The sequence below is a fragment of the Bacillus sp. Marseille-P3661 genome, assembly GCF_900240995.1.
Taxonomy (GTDB): Bacteria; Bacillota; Bacilli; order Bacillales; family Bacillaceae_J; genus OESV01.
Map to the genome: position 1 here is coordinate 1,765,797 of NZ_LT965953.1, position 17,138 is coordinate 1,782,934.

Consider the following 17,138-nt stretch of genomic DNA (forward strand, 5'->3'; position numbering starts at 1 on the left):
ATTACTCCCCTCCCACTATAGATAGTCCTTTTGAATAGGATTTAGCTGGATGGGTTTCTGGTAACTGATTACAACCTGTCAAATTCCCACGCAAAGTAGTGCTTGTATACTCTCTTTGGACTACCCCTCTATCTTGTAAAACCGGAATGACATATTCAACAAATTCCTTGAATGTACCAGGTGTTATCGCATAAGCAATGTTAAAGCCATCAACGCCTGCCTCCGAGACCCATTCTTCCATGATGTCAGCGATACGGTCAGGCGTACCAACTGCAACTGGCCCAATCCCGCCAATACCTACAAATTCAGCAACTTCCTTCACCGTCCATTTTTTATTCGGGTCGATCTTCGTAAATGTTTCAATCGCTGATTTGACCGCGTCATTTTCCACATATTGAAGTTCGTGGTCTGGATCATATCCAGAAAGATCAATTCCAGTCCAGCCACCAAATAAAGCTAATGCACCTTCATAACTAGATAACTGTTTGTATTCCGCATATTTTTGCTCTGCTTCCTCCTGCGTTTTCCCAACAATAGGTGTAAATAAGCTAAACACTTTAATTTCCTCTGGATTTCTTCCAACTTCAATGACTTTAGCTCGAAGCTTATCTACATAGTTTTTCGCTATGAATTTAGTTGGTGTACTAATAAAGACACATTCTGCATTCTTTGCCGCATATTCCTGACCGCGTGAGGAAGAGCCTGCTTGGAAAATGACAGGTGTCCGTTGAGGTGATGGTTCACACAAATGCGCCCCCGGAACTTTGAAATATTTCCCTTCGTGATTAATATCATGCACCTTGCCCGGGTCTGCGAATACCTTACTCTCTACATCTCTCACAACCGCATCATCTTCCCAACTGCCTTCCCAAAGCTTATAGCACACCTCAAGATATTCTTCTGCGATTTCATATCGCTCATTATGGCTAGTTTGACGATCTAATCCAAGATTGACTGCGGCACTATTTAAATATGAAGTTACTATATTCCACCCGATCCGGCCCTTTGTTAAATGATCTAATGTTGACATGCGTCGTGCGAAAATATACGGATGTTCATAGCTCGTTGAGGCCGTTACCCCAAAGCCTAAATGTTTCGTAACCTGTGCCATTAATGGGACAACAAACATCGGATCGTTAAGCGGAACTTGTGCTGCCTGTCTTACTGCAGCATCCCTAGAGCCTTGATAAACATCGTACGTGCCCAATACGTCTGCAATAAAAACCGCATCAAAGCGTCCCTTTTCTAAAATTTTCGCAAGCTCAACCCAGTACTCACTATCTTTATATCGATGGGATTGATCCTCAGGATGTTTCCATAATCCAGGCGATTGGTGTCCTGCACAATTCATATCAAAAGCATTTAAATAAATACGTTTTTTCGTCATGTTAATGACCTCCTAAATTTTTTCTTATGAATAAGCACCAGGTGCTGGATATTCATCATTTAAGTACCAATTCCCGATATTTTTTCGCTTGTATTCTAATGGGTTGTGTAAGGTGTGTGTGCGGATATTCCTCCAATAACGATCAAACCCATACTCACCCGCTGCGGACCTTGCGCCCATCACCTCAAAGATTCCACTTGTAATCTCTAAACCTACCGTGCTTGCAAACGCATTGGCAGAACCAGTATGGAGTACAACCTCTCCACGCTCTTCCTTAGTTAAATCGTGCCCTCTTTCCCAAGCGCCATCGACTTTATTCCCCGCCTTATCTACTAAACTAATCGCAGCTTGTAGTTGAATCCAAAAATCGCCATATCTTCTTAATATATAAGGGTCTGCTGTTGCTTTAGAAACTCCAGACGCTTTCCAAGCTCTAGTCTTCTCTTTTGTGTAGGATTTTGCATCCGCAAGAGCTCCTTCGGCAATTCCAACAAATACATTAGCTAAAATAATTTGCGATAGCACCGCATCCAACGTTGCAAAGACTGAGGAATCAGAATATGTTCGATCTAGGATTTCGTCTGGATAAACAATAGCATTTTCGAATGTAACTGTTCCGCTATCTGTTTGTCTTTGACCGATTCCATCCCAGTCATCATGAACATTGACGCCTGCTCGGGTGATTGGAATCGCTGCCGCTCCTATTTCTTGACCGTCAGCCTCCCAAACCCAGGATAGTAAGAGTCGATCCGCGTCCTGTGAACCTGTACTAAACGTCTTCGTTCCGTTTAAAATTATGCTGTCTCCATCCTTTTTTCCGATTAAACGCTTATCCAGTGGATTAAAACAATTTCCCCAAAACCAATTTCCACGTGCGGATTCACGATAAAAAAATTCTTTTTGTTCTAATGAGCAGCATAAGTGTGGCGTCACCAGCTGTAGGAAATGATAGCCATATAAATGCGCGACAGAGGCGTCCGTTTTAGCAATTTCACGAACAACTTGCAGGACCGTGGACCAGGTTTGCCCCTCTCCTCCATATTTTTTTGGAATCAAAATGTTCAGTAGGCCACTTTCCCTTATGGCATCCTTTTGTATTTTAGCCGTGCCACCAGCCTTGTCGCGCTCTGCTGCATCAACAGAAAACTGTTTCGCCAAGGCCACTGCCTTTTTTAAAAAATCTGTACTCGTTAGCGTTGACATGGTCATCGTTTATTCCTCCTTTGTCATACTTTGTCCCTTTTTAAAAAACATAGGTTGTTTCTCGACTTTAGTTGTTTTTTGTTTCTGCAATGATGAATCAAGTATTAAAATAGATAAAATGGCGATTCCTCTTGCTACACTTTGCCAATAAAAATTAAGCCCCGCTAAATTCAGTCCATTCGCTAATACCCCGAACAAAAGCACGCCAATTAATGTCCCTGGAATATTGGCAAACCCTTGTTTTTGAAGGGTACTACCAATAAAAACAGCCCCGATTGCATCAAGTAAATAATAGCGACCGCTCACTGGTGTGAAAGAATTTAAAACAGAAGACCCAATAATCCCAGCAAAGGCGCATATTACAGCACTTATCACGAATGCATAAATAATATAGCGATTAACAGGCACACCAGATAACAAGGCCGCTTCCTTCTGCGCCCCAATCGAATAAAGCCTACGTCCAAATACCGATTTTTTTAATAAAAAATGGGTAACAATCGCAACAATGATCACTAGAATAAGTGAAAATTTAAAATCAATTCGGCTGCCATCTGCAGTTGTTATAACTAAAAAACTGCCTTGGCCTAAATAACGAAAGGTTTCACTTACTCCTGACAGGTAGATGGACTCACCGCCTCTGGTTACTATTTTTTCTACACTTTCGATAATAAAGAGTGTTCCAAGCGTAACTAAGAAGGGGGTTACCTTTGTTTTTACAACAAATAATCCGTTAAAAAGACCAATTAAGACACCTGCGCTCAGGCCTAATAAAATAGCCGGAACTAGACTGAAACCAGATTGCAGTGCCAAAATGGTCATAAGGGCACCAGCATCATAGGATACTGCAATCGATAAATCCATTCCCCCGATTGCTATGACAAACGATAAGCCAATTGCTACTAATGCTAAAATAGCTGATTGACTCAAAATATTAGCAATGTTTGGGGCCGTAAAAAATGTGGGGGTAATAATTGAAAATAAGACGACCACCCCGACAAAAGCGAGTAAGGTTGCATATCTAGTAAGTGAGAAATCTTTTTGTGACCGAGTAATCGCTAGACGTTTGTAAACTACTGATTTAGCCATTGGACGTTAACCTCCTTTGTTGCTTAGTCGTAATCGTAACGGCAAACAGAATAAGTGCACCTTTAATAGCATAGATCCAATAGGTTGGAACCTGGATTAATGTAAAACCGTTCGTTAACATCCCAACAAATATTGCACTTAAGATTGCACCGTGAATATTCGGCATAGATAACCTTGAAAAAATAGCACTCATTAAACCAGCCAATAAAACGTCTAGTAGCATTAAATTCCCAATACCTGGTACACTACCAGCTAACCGCGATGAAACTAGCAGACTGGCAATACTTGCTAGTACAGCAGCAAGTATATACGTAAACGCAACAACGGCATTTACATTAATTCCTGCATTGGTTGCAGCACCTGAATTTCCACCTGATGCATAAACCCACTGACCGAGGACAGTTTTATTGAAAACAATATACATACTGATTGCGATAACGCCGAAAACAATAATCGGAATCGGAATATTCAAAAGCGTTTCATTTGCAATAAACTTTAACGTTGGATTATCAATACTTACCACCGTGTTTTTTGTGAGTAATAACTCAACCCCTTGTAATAAATACATCATGGCTAATGTAGCTAATAATGGGATTACTTTAAAATGGACGACAACAATTGCATTGACGATTCCAACAGCCACACTACATAAGAGACTTAATCCAACTGCTGTCCAAAAACTAAAACCTGATTGAAGGAGAACAGCAATGACAGCCGTGTTTAATGCTAAATTGTTGGCAATGGATAAATCCATTCCACCTCGAATAACATGGTTGCCACCTCCAATAAGAATGGCAGTAATTCCACATGCTGCAACACCTAGAGCACTAGACTGTACAAGAATATTGATAATATTTCCATAGGTTAAAAACGTACTTGTACTCAAGGAAAAGAATAATGCTACCAGTATAAAAACAATATACCCACTATATTTCCATAGATTTGGAAGTGACAGCGTGGACTGTTTAACCGTGGTTGACTGTGCCAACTGTATTCCCTCCCATCATCGATAACATGAGCTGATCTGACGTTAATTTCTCTCCCGGGATTTCGTCGATAATTTTACCGCGGTACATGACGTATACGGTGTCACTTAATCGTTCGAGCTCTTTAAGATCTTGAGAGATTAGAAGAATACCAGCCCCTTGCTTTGCAAGTTCGATAATTAACTGGTAAATCTCAGCTTTTGCTCCCACATCAACGGCCGCCGTTGGTTGATTAAGGATAAAAAGTTTAGAGCCACTATGTAGCCATTTGGCTAACACTACTTTTTGTTGGTTTCCACCACTTAAAAACTCTATTTCTTCCTCCAGGTTTGGTGTACGGACATCTAATTTCTCAATTAACTCCTGTACTTTTGTGCTTTCTTTTTTGGATTGGATGAGACCACTTTTACTAACACTCTTCAAGCTTGCTAGTGTAGTATTTTGTTTGACAGTCATTTTCTTTATAATCCCGTGATTTCTTCTATCTTCTGGGACATAGCCAATGCCTAATGCTACAGAACGTTCTGGACTTAGACGACTTAGCTCATTCCCCTCAAACGTTATCGTTCCTCCAATTACATCTTTACTATCAAATATGGCAGTTCCTACCTCAGCGTAACCAGAGCCCATTAACCCTGTAATCCCAACAATTTCACCTTTTTTCAATTTGAAACTTACGTCTTGAAAACTATGTTTTTTTGTTAGATTCTTTACCTCTAGTAGGGTTGCACCTGCTTGCCAATCCTTTTCAAACTTCTTCTCCTCAAGTTGTTTCCCAGTAATGGTGTACACCATATCTTCAATCGTCATATTCGTAGTTGAGGCGGTTTTAACTTTTTTTCCATCTCTAAGTACAGTGATCCGATCGCATATCTCTAGAATCTCTCCAAAGTAATGTGAAATATATACAATTGAAATGGAACGTTTTTGTAGCTGACGTATAATCTCAAATAGTTTTTCTTTTTCTTGTTTTGCTAGTACTGCTGTCGGTTCATCAAAAACTAACACCTTTGGTTGCTGAATGATTGCTCTACATATCTGAATCAATTGTTGTTCACCCACAGTTAATTCGGAGATGAGACGATTACACGCAATCGAGACATCCACTGTTTCTTTAATAAACTTTTCTGCTTGTTTTTCCATTATTTTACGTTTCATTATGCCAAAGGAAGTATACAACTTTTCCTTTCCTAGGAATAATGTTTCCGCTACAGTTAATGTTGGAACAACATACCTTTCCTGATGGATAAAATAGATACCTAGTTTCTCCACCTGCTTGGGATTAAGTTTCTTTTGTTTCTGCCCATGAACGAGAATATCTCCAGCATCATGGCTATAAATCCCTGCAAGCACCTTCATTAACGTCGATTTCCCGGCACCGTTTTCACCTAACAAACCATGAATTTCTCCTTCTATTAATTGAAAACTCACTTGTTCCAATGCCTTAACCCCCGGAAAAACTTTATCAATTCCGACCATTTCTAGAACAATTGAATCCGACATTCCTCTCACCGCCTCTTCTATTCCTTAATCTCAGCTAAGTATTCTTCAGCATTGTCTTTTGTAATTAATTCGGTTTCGATATAAACGGACTTTGGTACATCCAAACCTGCTAAATAGCGTGCTACAGTATCAACTGCCGCTTGCCCTATTTTGTATGGCTTTTGTGCCACATCAGCTGTCAGTGAGCTATTTGGATCGGCAACAAGCTCTATTGCTGCAGGTTCAGCATCGACACCATATACATTAATTTCAGATCGACCAGCTGCATCAATCGCTTGTGCAGCACCAATACTTGGTAAATCCCATGCAGCCCAAACAGCGTCAATATCGCCTTTGTTTGGATATTTTACTAATAAGTCTTGAATTTTCTTTCTTGCATCCTCGACTGTTCCTGGTATGATATCCTGTAACTCAGGTTCAATAAATTTAATGCCTGGATAATCTTGGGCAACGTACTTCATCATGTCATAGCGAATTTCACATACACGCACCCCACTAAAACCATTAAAGACAACAATGGTTCCTTCCCCACCAATATCTTCAAACATTTTTCTAGCTAGTGACTCTCCAATGTAATAGTTGTCAGATAAGTGGTTCGTAATACTGTATGGACTAGGATGATCAATCGTAAAAATTGGGATCCCGGCATCATGTACTTTTTTCATCACTGGCTCATACACTGCGGTATCACCCAGCTCCTTAATAATCGCATCCGGTTTTTGAGTGAGTAAGTTTTCAATGTCAGCTATATGTTTTTGGTCATTTCTCTCTCCATCAACTGGGATTGGATTTCCACCCAATTCTTTAATGCGGTCAATTTGCCCTTGATATGCTTGACGATCAAAGTTATGTGTTGTTCCAATGACAGCCACTCCGATATTCTTTCCTTCTAATGACGGTACTGGCTGCCCATCTGCCACACCTGTAAACTCGGTTGAAATAGTTTCCACATCTATGTGTTCATCATTTGTTTTTGGTGGTGCATCTGTGTCTGCTGTACCATCACCACCACCAAGTTGGACATTACATGCTGAAACTAGTAGTAAAAGTAAAGTAAAAATAATACCCTTAAGCCAATTGTTTATTCTCATAAAAAACCCTCCAAATTTAGTATGTTATTTGCTGAACCACTGAGTGAATAAGAAATGTATGTGTTTCAAAATCAGTTTTATAGTTTCCTCATTCCGGCCACCCCCTTCAAATTTTTTTGCATTTCATATCTATCAAAAATAACTATAAAAAGTGAGAATCCTTTGGAAATATACTAACTGGTCTATGATGGACATTAATTAGAAAAGCGCAACGCCTTGATCAGCTATGTCAGGCAAGCCCCCGGCTAAAACCTCACTTTCTTTGGCAACAGCGTGATATGCACATCCATGCGTCTTTGACTCCGAGGGCTAGACACTGAAGCTGGAAAAGTACGCTTAAAATTTAATATTTTTCAAATTTTCGGACAAAAAAAGCATCTTTACCAATTCGTCTAATACATAAGACGAATTGGATAAAGATGCCTTTAGTGGTCTAATCGGCAGATATCTTCTATCCATTATTTTTATTCTCGGTTTTTTTTAGCGTAAATCGTTTTTTTTCAGTTACATCAATTTGTGTAATTTCTCCATTATGGACCGTAATAACTAAAGAACCGTATTCGATTCCCTTTAGGGTTGATAGTATATGATTTACTTTTGTCTCATCTAAGCTATTCACTTTTAATTCCCCCTTTATGACCATTTACTTTTTTTGCTCTTAGTTGACTAGTAGCAAAATGAGTTCAACAACAATAAAACCCTCTTCCATAAGAAGAGGGTTGTTTACGACATATATAAACAGTGCGCTCTTCTTATCTTTCAAGCATGTAAGCCTGCTGGAATTGGCACAGTACTTATTTAAAGTCTGTTGCCGAGGTATCATAGGGCCAGTCCCTCCACCTCTCTGGATAAGAAATTATTTGTATTTAATTTTTCAAAAAATATAAATCTAGTTTATAACCAAAAATTGGAAGTGTCAACAGAATTTATTATTGAATTGCAGTTTGTGTGTTACTCACATTTCCAACTTAGAAACAATAATAAATGTAAAATTTGCAAAAGTCAACCATCTTTTTTTTGCTTTTACTTTCTACAAATTAATTTTAAACAATTATTAATGAACGGATAGTAATTAGAGCTATTTTTCAAATAAGAAGGTGAGACACCCCTGATGTTACTCAGAATATCTATTTTTCCTTAATTTGATTTTTAATCTCTATATGTTTCTTTAATTGCTAAAAATCCATTTACATTCTTAAGAAAAATATCCACTAAAATTGAATCAAAGTGTTTTCCTTTTTCATCATGATAATAATTAAGGATCTACACCAATTTCCAAGCTTTTTTATAAACCTGAACGGTACTTAACGCATCAAAAACATCTGCAATCGCAGTGATCCTTCCGAATAAAGGGATATCCGTTCCTTTCAAACCCCTTGGATCTTTGGAACGTCCGATGTGACATGTTCATATTCAGTTTTGGCAACTTTCCCACTTTCAAGTATCAAATCTTTTATTGATCCAAAGAGTCCTGTCTCCCCGTATATAATTACCTATTAATAAATAAAATAAGCCCCCATGACGGAGGCCTAGAATGGCTTAAGTGACATTAAGATAATTAGGATAAGAACTGAAACTCGAGCAATATTATCCAGCTTTCCGATTTGCATCGCAATTGGCATAAAATCACTTGGTAATTCGTTGCTATCTTGGTTTTGTAACATCAAATATAACTTTTCTGCTCTTTTCGGGATCATATAAGCAACGATTGGCTGTACAGCTAGATATATAACTAAAGCAGTAATGTACCAGGCTTGAGTAAATAAAGACGGATTAATTGCACCCAATATTAATCCCGTTACGAGGAGTGTAATACTTCCTATTTTCGCATACTTTTCTACGTCTTTAGCTGTTTCTAATGCTTGTTTTGCCTTCTCCACGTTCGTACCTCTCTTCATGATTGAAGGGTTGGCAAACACAGCACCTAAACCACAAACCGCTGCAAGGATATGAATTACTAAGATTATGCCATACAAACTCATGTCTAAAACCTCACTTTCTTATTACCAATGTGATGTTACCCATTATATATATGTAGCTTAGCCATGAGTTTTTACTTTTTTTGTTACAAAATTCCTGAGTATTTGAATAAAAAAGTAGACATAAAGTTCTATAAATCCTTAGGATGCAGGAACAGTTTGTGTCCAATTTAATATTACTAAAGCTCTACACGTCAAACTGAAGGAGGGCACTACTTTTATAGAAAAGTCTGGATCAAGAGAATAACATTTCTCCATCATTTTCAAAATTCACATACAGGCTCATTGGACGATTACTCTTTGAAAAATTCAATTTATATAAGAGCATGAATTTCTGTTTCACGACAATCCTAATTTCCTAAAGATCACAATAAATATTACTAATAAAAATATTATTAAAGCACTCTTATATCTGCACACTTTTTCATTGCAACATACAAGCAAGAAGATAATAAAACTAGTACACTTCTTATTTACCAAAAAGGAGGGTTTTCCTTGAAAGAACAGAACATCGATTCCATAAAAATAGCACAAATCAGTCTATTATCTCTTTCCTTAAGTTTCTTTAGGATAGGAGTGACAACTTTCGGAGGAATGTGGGCAAATGCTCACAAAATTGAGGGTATTCTTGTCCATCAGAACCGTTGGATTTCCTTACAAGAATTACAATCCATGATGGTTGCAGCCGCACTAATTCCCGCACCTCAATTCATGTCATTTGGCGCTTTAATTGGATTTAAACTGAAAGGATGGATAGGAAGCTTTATCGCGGTCTTCTCGTTAATTTTACCAGGCGCATTAGTTGTTTTAATCGGTGTTCTCATCATAAGTCCCTCTTTACTTTCAGGGCCATTAGAGCCAGTGCGCCGATTTGTTGGAATCGCAGTCATTGGATTATTGCTTGGTAATGCTTATCTGCAATTAAATAGTCCGAATATTACTGGCATAGAACGAATAATTGGCATAAGTCTTACCTTATTAGTTGCGATCTCCTCCATTATTGGAGTCCCTATACTTATCTCATCAATTTGTGGCTTTATACTAGGTGCGTTCTTCATTCGTAATAAAGCGTCGGAAAGTGACAGTTAAATGAGTACATCGGTAGGCGTGATAGAAATAATGATGGTCATTATGTTTAGTACATTATTTTCAATTGGAGGCGGGAACGGTCCACTAGCAGTGATACAAAACCAATGGGTGAAAACAGGAGTATTAGACGCTGGATTATTTACATGGGCGATTGCATTAAGCTATCTGGCACCAGGACCTAGAGCAGGCTTTTTGTCTGGTATAGGCTATTATATGTACGGCTTTCCTGGAGCGATTGCGGCAGTTATTGGGATCGTTATTCCCACATGTATAGGCTCTTCTTTAATTTCATTCGGTTTAAAGAAAATCGAACCAATCATAAAAAAAGTTACTCTTTCAGCCGGTTTTGTTATATCTGGCTTAATCACTGTTGCGGCATGGGAAACAGCAGTACCAATGGAATTAGTAGGAATGGAAATCTTTGCCGTTATAGTCATATCATTTGTAATCTCCAAATGGAAAATTGAACCTATATGGATTATTCTTGGAGCCGCGTTTTTAGGGTTGATAACTTATTTACTGTAATTAATGTATCACTAACCATCCTGCCCTCTGTTAGGGCTCTGCGTTTGAGAAATATGCGCTTGAGGACAAAGAGACGGTTTACTGCTTGCACAAAACAAACAGTAGAACCGTCCCTATGAATGCGTTTCATTTGGAACGATATATTCAAACGGGCCGCCGTCTGTCAATACATTCAATGCCTAACCGCTTTGGAGTTTTGTTGCCTTACGAAGTAACCGCCATTAAATCATTTCTTCTGTATACGTTATAAAAAAGAAATACAAGCATTTATATTTTTCTATTTAAAAAACAAGCAATTTACCATTTTAGTTGTTTGTGAGTATGTCATTGCTCTAATAGAAGATCTATCCGGACATAAGGTACGTTATTCCGTTCAAAAAAGCCGTTTTATGAATTTGGAGGACATATGTTCCTCTATTAAATGCAAATGAGCATATTTTGGAGTGATTTTAATCAAATAAGGCACTCAATGTCCGGTAAGATCTTCAAATGCAGCTTTTTTATGAGATTAAGGGCTTAAATGTCCGGAAAAAATAGACTTTTTTCTAAAGCATGTAGTATGACACTTACATTTAATAGTCCTCTCTATCAAGAGCCTTTACAAAATGTACCCCGGTTAAGATTCTCTAACTATTTAACTGGTCGGCAACAGCTTTGAGTCCTTTATTATTTATTTTTGGGTGCTCAATATTCTCCACAATCAAAGCAGTGACATCGGGTTTAATAATGTATCCGCAAAAGTAATGGCTTCCCTCTGGAAAATTATAAAAAGGACAAGTGAGTGCCACAACGGACTAAATACCTAGCTCCCTCCCCAGAGGAAAGCATGCCTATGATTCATTGATTGCAGTGTGGCAACCTGTTAATATCTTACTTCCCTGAAAAACCTGGGCCCCCTCCATCCAAAGATGTGTACGATGAAGAATTAACAGAAGTCTTCTAAAGGTAGATATTTTATAACATTATTCTAATCTGCCAATTTACGTAATAGTTTAATATAGTGATAACAATTATTTATTGTCATCCAGTTTGTAAGTTTCCAAATTTCTGCTCAATTTTACGGAAGGAGAGGTAAGAACTATATGGACGCGAAAGACAATGCAAACATTGGTGGATGCCCGTTTCATCACGGAGGCGCAACTAGCAACAAATCTGGTGGTACAACAAACAGAGACTGGTGGCCAAACCAGCTGAACTTAAATATTCTCCGCCAGCATGACAGAAAATCTAACCCTATGGGTGAAGACTTTGATTATGCAGATGAATTTAAGAAATTAGACTATTATGCTCTTAAGAAAGATCTTCAGGAGCTAATGACAATTAGTCAAGAATGGTGGCCTGCTGACTACGGACATTATGGTCCATTATTTATCCGTATGTCTTGGCATGCCGCAGGTACTTATCGTACGGGTGATGGCCGAGGTGGTGGTGGAACTGGCAACCAACGTTTTGCCCCACTTAACAGCTGGCCTGACAACACTAGCCTTGACAAAGCACGACGACTTCTATGGCCGATTAAACAAAAGTATGGTAATAAGATTTCTTGGGCCGACTTGCTTCTCCTAGCTGGTAACGTTGCTATTGAGTCCATGGGCGGCAAGACAGCAGGTTTTGGAGCAGGACGCCCAGACATTTGGCATCCAGAAGAGGACATCTACTGGGGTACTGAAACGGAATGGTTAGGTGATAATCGTTATACAGGCGATCGTGACCTTGAGAATCCACTTGCTGCTGTTCAAATGGGGCTAATCTATGTGAATCCTGAAGGGCCAAATGGTAAACCGGATCCACTTGCAAGTGCTCGGGACATCCGCGAAACCTTTGCACGTATGGGAATGAACGATGAAGAAACAGTTGCATTAATAGCCGGTGGCCATACTTTCGGTAAGGCACATGGTGCAGGAGATGCTGCCCATGTTGGTCCAGAACCAGAAGCTGCTCCTATTGAAGCACAAGGCTTAGGTTGGCAAAACTCATACGGCAAGGGTTTTGGTCGTGATACCATTACGAGCGGTATTGAAGGTGCTTGGACTGCTAACCCGACACAGTGGGATAATGGTTACTTTGATTTATTATTTGGATATGAATGGTGGCTTACAAAGAGTCCTGCAGGTGCATGGCAATGGCTTATTGTAGATCCCGATGAAAAGGACCTTGCACCAGATGCAGAAGACCCATCCATTAAAGTTCCGACAATGATGACAACCGCGGATATGGCATTGCGCCATGATCCAGAGTATGAAAAGATTGGTCGTCGTTTCCATGAGAATCCAGACGAGTTTGCAGATACATTTGCACGCGCATGGTTCAAACTGTTACACCGAGATATGGGTCCTAAAACCAGATATCTAGGTCCTGAAGTGCCTGAAGAAGATTTTACTTGGCAAGATCCTGTGCCAGCTGTTGATTATGAATTAACTGATGCAGAAATAGTAGCGTTGAAAACTAAAATCCTAAACTCAGGACTTACAATCAGCGAGCTAGTAACAACAGCATGGGCATCAGCTAGTACCTACCGTGGATCGGATCATCGTGGTGGCGCAAATGGTGCCCGCATCCGTCTTGCTCCACAAAAGGATTGGGAAGTGAATCAGCCGGAACAACTTGCACAAGTGCTTCAGGTACTCGAAGGTATTCAAAAGGAACTTGATAAGAAAGTCAGCATGGCCGATTTAATTGTCCTAGGTGGAAGTGCTGCAGTAGAAAAAGCTGCAAGAGATGCAGGCTTTGATGTAACGGTTCCTTTTACTCCTGGACGTGGTGATGCAACACAAGAGCAAACAGATGTAGAAAACTTTGAAGTACTAGAACCTATCGCAGATGGTTTCCGCAATTACCAAAAGAAACAGTATAGTGTAAGTCCCGAAGAGCTCCTAGTAGATAAGGCTCAGCTCTTAAACCTTACTGCACCAGAAATGACAGTCCTTATTGGTGGCTTGCGTGTTCTAGGTACAAACTATGGTGGCACTGGGCACGGTGTATTCACTGATCGAATAGGCCAACTCACCAATGACTTCTTTGTTAACTTGCTTGACATGGGAGTAGAGTGGAAGCCTGTAGAAGAAAATGTCTATGCAGGACGTGATCGCAAGACAGGTGAAGTGGTGAGAACAGCAACTAGAGTTGACCTAGTGTTCGGTTCAAACTCAGTTCTACGCGCCCTTTCAGAAGTATATGCACAAGACGATAATAAAGAAAAGTTTGTATATGACTTTATTGCTGCTTGGGTCAAGGTAATGAATGCGGATCGTTATGACCTTAAATAACGGCAATTACGGTAATTACCAGTAAAAAAACCTGCGCATTTCGCAATGGCGATGCAGGATACATGAAATTCCATAGCACCTTCGAGGATGCCTAATCTCAACTCAGCCTTATGAGGTGGAAAGTGAGTTTTGATACAGGAGCACTTGTAAGGTGCTTTTTTCGTATACATAGAAACAAGTTTCAAGGTCATGGTATTGCTCATGTTAATTCTCCGCTTTCAAACCTAACTTTACGTTTACATATCTCTAAATACTCTTTGAATGGATCTGTATATATATTTAGATAAACTTTACGTTGAATATAGTTGTCTGTTTTTCTCCAACTCCACTAAATCATTCTTTGTTTCAATGTCACTAGAATACCAGTTAGTAAGAATGGCCTTGTATAATTCCAGTTTCGTATATCCCGCTCAATTGTCATTTTCATTGCTCGTACAACCAACTCACTAAAAAGCTTTCTGCTCCATTCTTTTATTTCGCTTTGATAACTAAGTGCAAATAAATTGCTCTAAAGGCAGGTCTAATTACCATAATTGATATCCTATTTAAATACTGTCCCCTCTCTTGCAATTTCACTTCCCCTTCTGAATCATCCTCTGCCTTGAATATGGACTATAATTAACCTAAAATTGGATGTAATACTATTAGAGGTTTAAGGAGTGTGATTCTCTTGAAGAATAGATCTGAAGACCACGACTTTTGTCAAAAGCTTTTAGATACATGGAATACTCGCAGTTTACGTCAAATGAACTATGTTCACGGAAGACCTGAGCTAGTAGAAAAGATGAAAAATGAAGTAAGTGAGCTCTTGCAGAAATGGGGATATTTATAGTGAATGATAAAATTATGGTGACGATTCTGGTGCACCGATTTTAGGAGCTAGAGAACCGTCACCATGAATAATGAAAACGATGTATTACTGTATTTTTTCAACCGCAACACGACCAGAGAAAAACGTTGCGCCGCCCCCCATATCCGCAATTCGATCAGGGGTTAGAACGTTAACTCGGTCCTTATAATCCGCAGAATTAGACCATAGCCCTTGAGTTACAACTACACCACGTAAAACATTTTCCCCAACTGCAGCAGTCAACTCGCACTCCCCACGCTGATTCCATACACGGACTTTTTGTCCCTCTTCAATACCTAGAGAATTGGCATCTTCAACATTGATAAATAAGCGAGGTTGCTTTTCTAGGGTAATATGCTTTTGTATATTTGAAAAAGTAGAATTCAAGAAATTATGATTGGCCGTTGGCACAAATAGAAATGGAAAATCGCCATCATTTACAATAGGTATATAGGTAGGCAATGGTGGATATCCATCTGCTTTCATCTGCTCCGAATATAACTCTATTTTTCCACTAGGAGTTTCTAATTTTCCTGGCAATAGTGGTTTTACTTTTGCCTTAATATACTGCTGTTCTACTAAGTCTTTAACTGTAATGCCTTCTAAATAAGGATTATCCGTTTGCTCTAAAGCTTCGGCAATTAATTCTTTATCTGTTACTTTGAATTCAGTTTCATGAAAGCCCATACCTTCAGCTAATAGTCGAAACACATCTGTGTTGGAGACAGATTCACCGAAAGGCTCTATGATCGGTTGTTGAATTTGAATGTAATGGTGCCAGTAAGATGTATAAAAGTCATTATTTTCATAAGAAGAGGTTGCCGGCAACACTATATCAGCAAATTTTGCTGTTTCAGTCATAAACATGTCATGGACAACAAGAAATAAATCCTCTCTTTCAAGTCCCGCATTTACCTTATTTCCATCCGGAGCAACAACAGCTGGGTTACTGTTATATACATACATAGCCTTAATTGGCGGATCTAAAGAAAGCAATGTTTCACCAATTGCATTCATATTGATTACGCGAGTATTCTTGTTTTGTAATAAATCAGGTCGCTGTAATTTACTCTTATTAAAAGCTAAAAAATCAGAATTAGATTTGTTAGCGCCTCCTCCTTTATGGAGCCACTGCCCTGTTAAAGCTGGAAGACAAGTAATAGTTCGACTGCACATTCCCCCATTATCATGATGCTGAATACCGTTACCTATTCTTATAAAAGATGGTGTTGTACCTCCATACAAATGGGCAAGCTTAATAATATCATTCACCGAAACCCCGGTTATTTGAGAAACAGTAGTAGGATCGTACTGAACAACATGATCACGCAGTTCTTCGTAACCAACGGTATATTGTTGTAAAAACAATTTATCAACTAGCCCTTCGGCATATAAGATATGCATGATACCTAGAGCAAGTGCTGTATCTGTTCCTGGTAAAATAGGAATAAACCAATCTGCCATTTTAGCAGTTTGATTTTTATGGACATCGATAACAACAAGTTTCGCTCCCTTTTTTCGTGCTTTTTGGGCAAGTACTAATTGATGCATATTTGTGCTGGCTGCATTTACTCCCCAAAAAATGATTAATTTAGAATCAATCGTATCCTCTGGATCCGTACCTAATTTTCCACCCATTGTATATTTATAACCTGTTGTACCAGCTGACTGGCAAATGGTACGATCGAGTTGTGAAGCACCTAGTCGGTTAAAGAAACGACGATCCATTCCTTCTGCACTCAATTTTCCCATATTTCCATAAAAGCTATAGGGTAAAATACTCTCTGGTCCATTAGTTTGCACAAGCTCCTTGAATCTAGAAATTATTGAATCAACGGCTTCCTTCCAGCTAATCTGCTCAAACAAACCCTCACCTTTCCGGCCTATACGTTTCATTGGGTATTTTAACCGTTTTTCATCATAAAGTCGTTCTGTAATATGTCTTACTTTATTACAAATCTTCCCTTTTGTTATGGGGTGGTCTGGATCACCTTCCACTTTGACAATAACCCCGTCTTTTTTATGCAAAAGTAATCCACATTGATCTGGACAATCAAGCGAGCAAACAGAAGGAAAAACACCATTTTTCTGATCTATGGACAAAGACATAAACCTACTCCTTTATTAAAATGATTCATCAAAATGCTATCCTACTAAACAAATGATCACCTAG

The 17,138-nt window shown here is 39.0% G+C and carries 14 protein-coding genes and 1 riboswitch; of the genes, 4 read left to right on the forward strand and 10 right to left on the reverse strand.

All coding sequences use genetic code 11. The annotated features are described in order from the left end of the window. Nucleotide 1 precedes the first annotated feature (1 nt). From C1724_RS08265 to C1724_RS08300, 9 genes are all read right to left on the reverse strand, one after another. Entirely contained in the window at nt 2-1,387 is a 1,386-nt protein-coding gene (locus C1724_RS08265; protein WP_102346202.1) for an LLM class flavin-dependent oxidoreductase, read from the reverse strand. 24 nt (nt 1,388-1,411) lie between these two features. Continuing rightward, on the reverse strand, nt 1,412-2,596 hold the full coding sequence (locus tag C1724_RS08270; RefSeq protein ID WP_102346203.1) for an acyl-CoA dehydrogenase family protein: 1,185 nt from the start codon (nt 2,594-2,596) through the stop codon (nt 1,412-1,414). Nucleotides 2,597-2,599: 3 nt separating this feature from the next. Further along, entirely contained in the window at nt 2,600-3,676 is a 1,077-nt protein-coding gene (locus tag C1724_RS08275) for an ABC transporter permease (RefSeq protein WP_102346204.1), read from the reverse strand. Continuing rightward, a complete protein-coding gene (locus C1724_RS08280; protein ID WP_180994182.1) occupies nt 3,669-4,664 on the reverse strand; it encodes an ABC transporter permease in 996 nt (331 codons plus the stop codon). The genes C1724_RS08275 and C1724_RS08280 overlap by 8 nt, the downstream gene beginning before the upstream one ends. Continuing rightward, nucleotides 4,642-6,165 (reverse strand): sugar ABC transporter ATP-binding protein, encoded by a 1,524-nt coding sequence (locus tag C1724_RS08285; RefSeq protein ID WP_102346206.1) that lies wholly within the window; start codon nt 6,163-6,165, stop codon nt 4,642-4,644. Before C1724_RS08285 ends, C1724_RS08280 begins: the two co-directional genes overlap by 23 nt. Before the next feature lie 17 nt (nt 6,166-6,182). Next, on the reverse strand, nt 6,183-7,256 hold the full coding sequence (locus tag C1724_RS08290; RefSeq protein ID WP_102346207.1) for a sugar ABC transporter substrate-binding protein: 1,074 nt from the start codon (nt 7,254-7,256) through the stop codon (nt 6,183-6,185). A gap of 451 nt (nt 7,257-7,707) precedes the next feature. Further along, entirely contained in the window at nt 7,708-7,875 is a 168-nt protein-coding gene (locus tag C1724_RS08295) for a YezD family protein (protein ID WP_258000314.1), read from the reverse strand. 130 nt (nt 7,876-8,005) lie between these two features. Next, nucleotides 8,006-8,111, reverse strand: a riboswitch (SAM riboswitch). 408 nt (nt 8,112-8,519) lie between these two features. Further along, on the reverse strand, nt 8,520-8,627 hold the full coding sequence (locus tag C1724_RS26370) for a hypothetical protein (RefSeq protein WP_374703427.1): 108 nt from the start codon (nt 8,625-8,627) through the stop codon (nt 8,520-8,522). Nucleotides 8,628-8,785: 158 nt separating this feature from the next. Continuing rightward, the gene (locus C1724_RS08300) at nt 8,786-9,238 is read right to left on the reverse strand and encodes a DUF2269 family protein (RefSeq protein WP_102346209.1); all 453 of its coding nucleotides are present in this window, start codon (nt 9,236-9,238) and stop codon (nt 8,786-8,788) included. Nucleotides 9,239-9,730: 492 nt separating this feature from the next. Between C1724_RS08300 and C1724_RS08305 the strand changes: the two genes are divergently transcribed. The 4 genes from C1724_RS08305 to C1724_RS25545 all read left to right on the forward strand — a co-directional run bounded on the left by C1724_RS08305 (nt 9,731) and on the right by C1724_RS25545 (nt 14,947). Next, nucleotides 9,731-10,324 carry a chromate transporter gene (locus tag C1724_RS08305; RefSeq protein WP_180994183.1) on the forward strand — a complete coding sequence of 198 codons (594 nt, stop codon included), beginning with the start codon at nt 9,731-9,733 and terminating at the stop codon, nt 10,322-10,324. Beyond that, nucleotides 10,325-10,849, forward strand: a complete 525-nt coding sequence (locus C1724_RS08310; protein WP_102346211.1) for a chromate transporter — start codon at nt 10,325-10,327, stop codon at nt 10,847-10,849. Between the two features lie 1,082 nt (nt 10,850-11,931). Further along, complete coding sequence (gene katG / locus C1724_RS08315; RefSeq protein WP_102346212.1) at nt 11,932-14,115, forward strand: catalase/peroxidase HPI; 2,184 nt, start codon at nt 11,932-11,934, stop codon at nt 14,113-14,115. 670 nt (nt 14,116-14,785) lie between these two features. Further along, nucleotides 14,786-14,947, forward strand: a complete 162-nt coding sequence (locus C1724_RS25545; protein ID WP_180994184.1) for a hypothetical protein — start codon at nt 14,786-14,788, stop codon at nt 14,945-14,947. An 84-nt stretch (nt 14,948-15,031) separates the two neighbouring features. Here the strand turns inward: C1724_RS25545 and C1724_RS08320 are convergent, their stop codons facing one another. Further along, complete coding sequence (locus tag C1724_RS08320; protein WP_102346213.1) at nt 15,032-17,074, reverse strand: molybdopterin-containing oxidoreductase family protein; 2,043 nt, start codon at nt 17,072-17,074, stop codon at nt 15,032-15,034. Nucleotides 17,075-17,138 lie beyond the last annotated feature (64 nt).

Coding starts and splice junctions, on each gene's coding strand:
- C1724_RS08300 (WP_102346209.1), bottom strand. CDS start 9,238: ATGAGTTTGTATGGCATAATCTTAGTAATTCATATCCTTGCAGCGGTT.
- katG (WP_102346212.1), top strand. CDS start 11,932: ATGGACGCGAAAGACAATGCAAACATTGGTGGATGCCCGTTTCATCAC.
- C1724_RS08310 (WP_102346211.1), top strand. CDS start 10,325: ATGAGTACATCGGTAGGCGTGATAGAAATAATGATGGTCATTATGTTT.
- C1724_RS08275 (WP_102346204.1), bottom strand. CDS start 3,676: ATGGCTAAATCAGTAGTTTACAAACGTCTAGCGATTACTCGGTCACAA.
- C1724_RS08270 (WP_102346203.1), bottom strand. CDS start 2,596: ATGACCATGTCAACGCTAACGAGTACAGATTTTTTAAAAAAGGCAGTG.
- C1724_RS08265 (WP_102346202.1), bottom strand. CDS start 1,387: ATGACGAAAAAACGTATTTATTTAAATGCTTTTGATATGAATTGTGCA.
- C1724_RS08290 (WP_102346207.1), bottom strand. CDS start 7,256: ATGAGAATAAACAATTGGCTTAAGGGTATTATTTTTACTTTACTTTTA.
- C1724_RS08320 (WP_102346213.1), bottom strand. CDS start 17,074: ATGTCTTTGTCCATAGATCAGAAAAATGGTGTTTTTCCTTCTGTTTGC.
- C1724_RS08285 (WP_102346206.1), bottom strand. CDS start 6,165: ATGTCGGATTCAATTGTTCTAGAAATGGTCGGAATTGATAAAGTTTTT.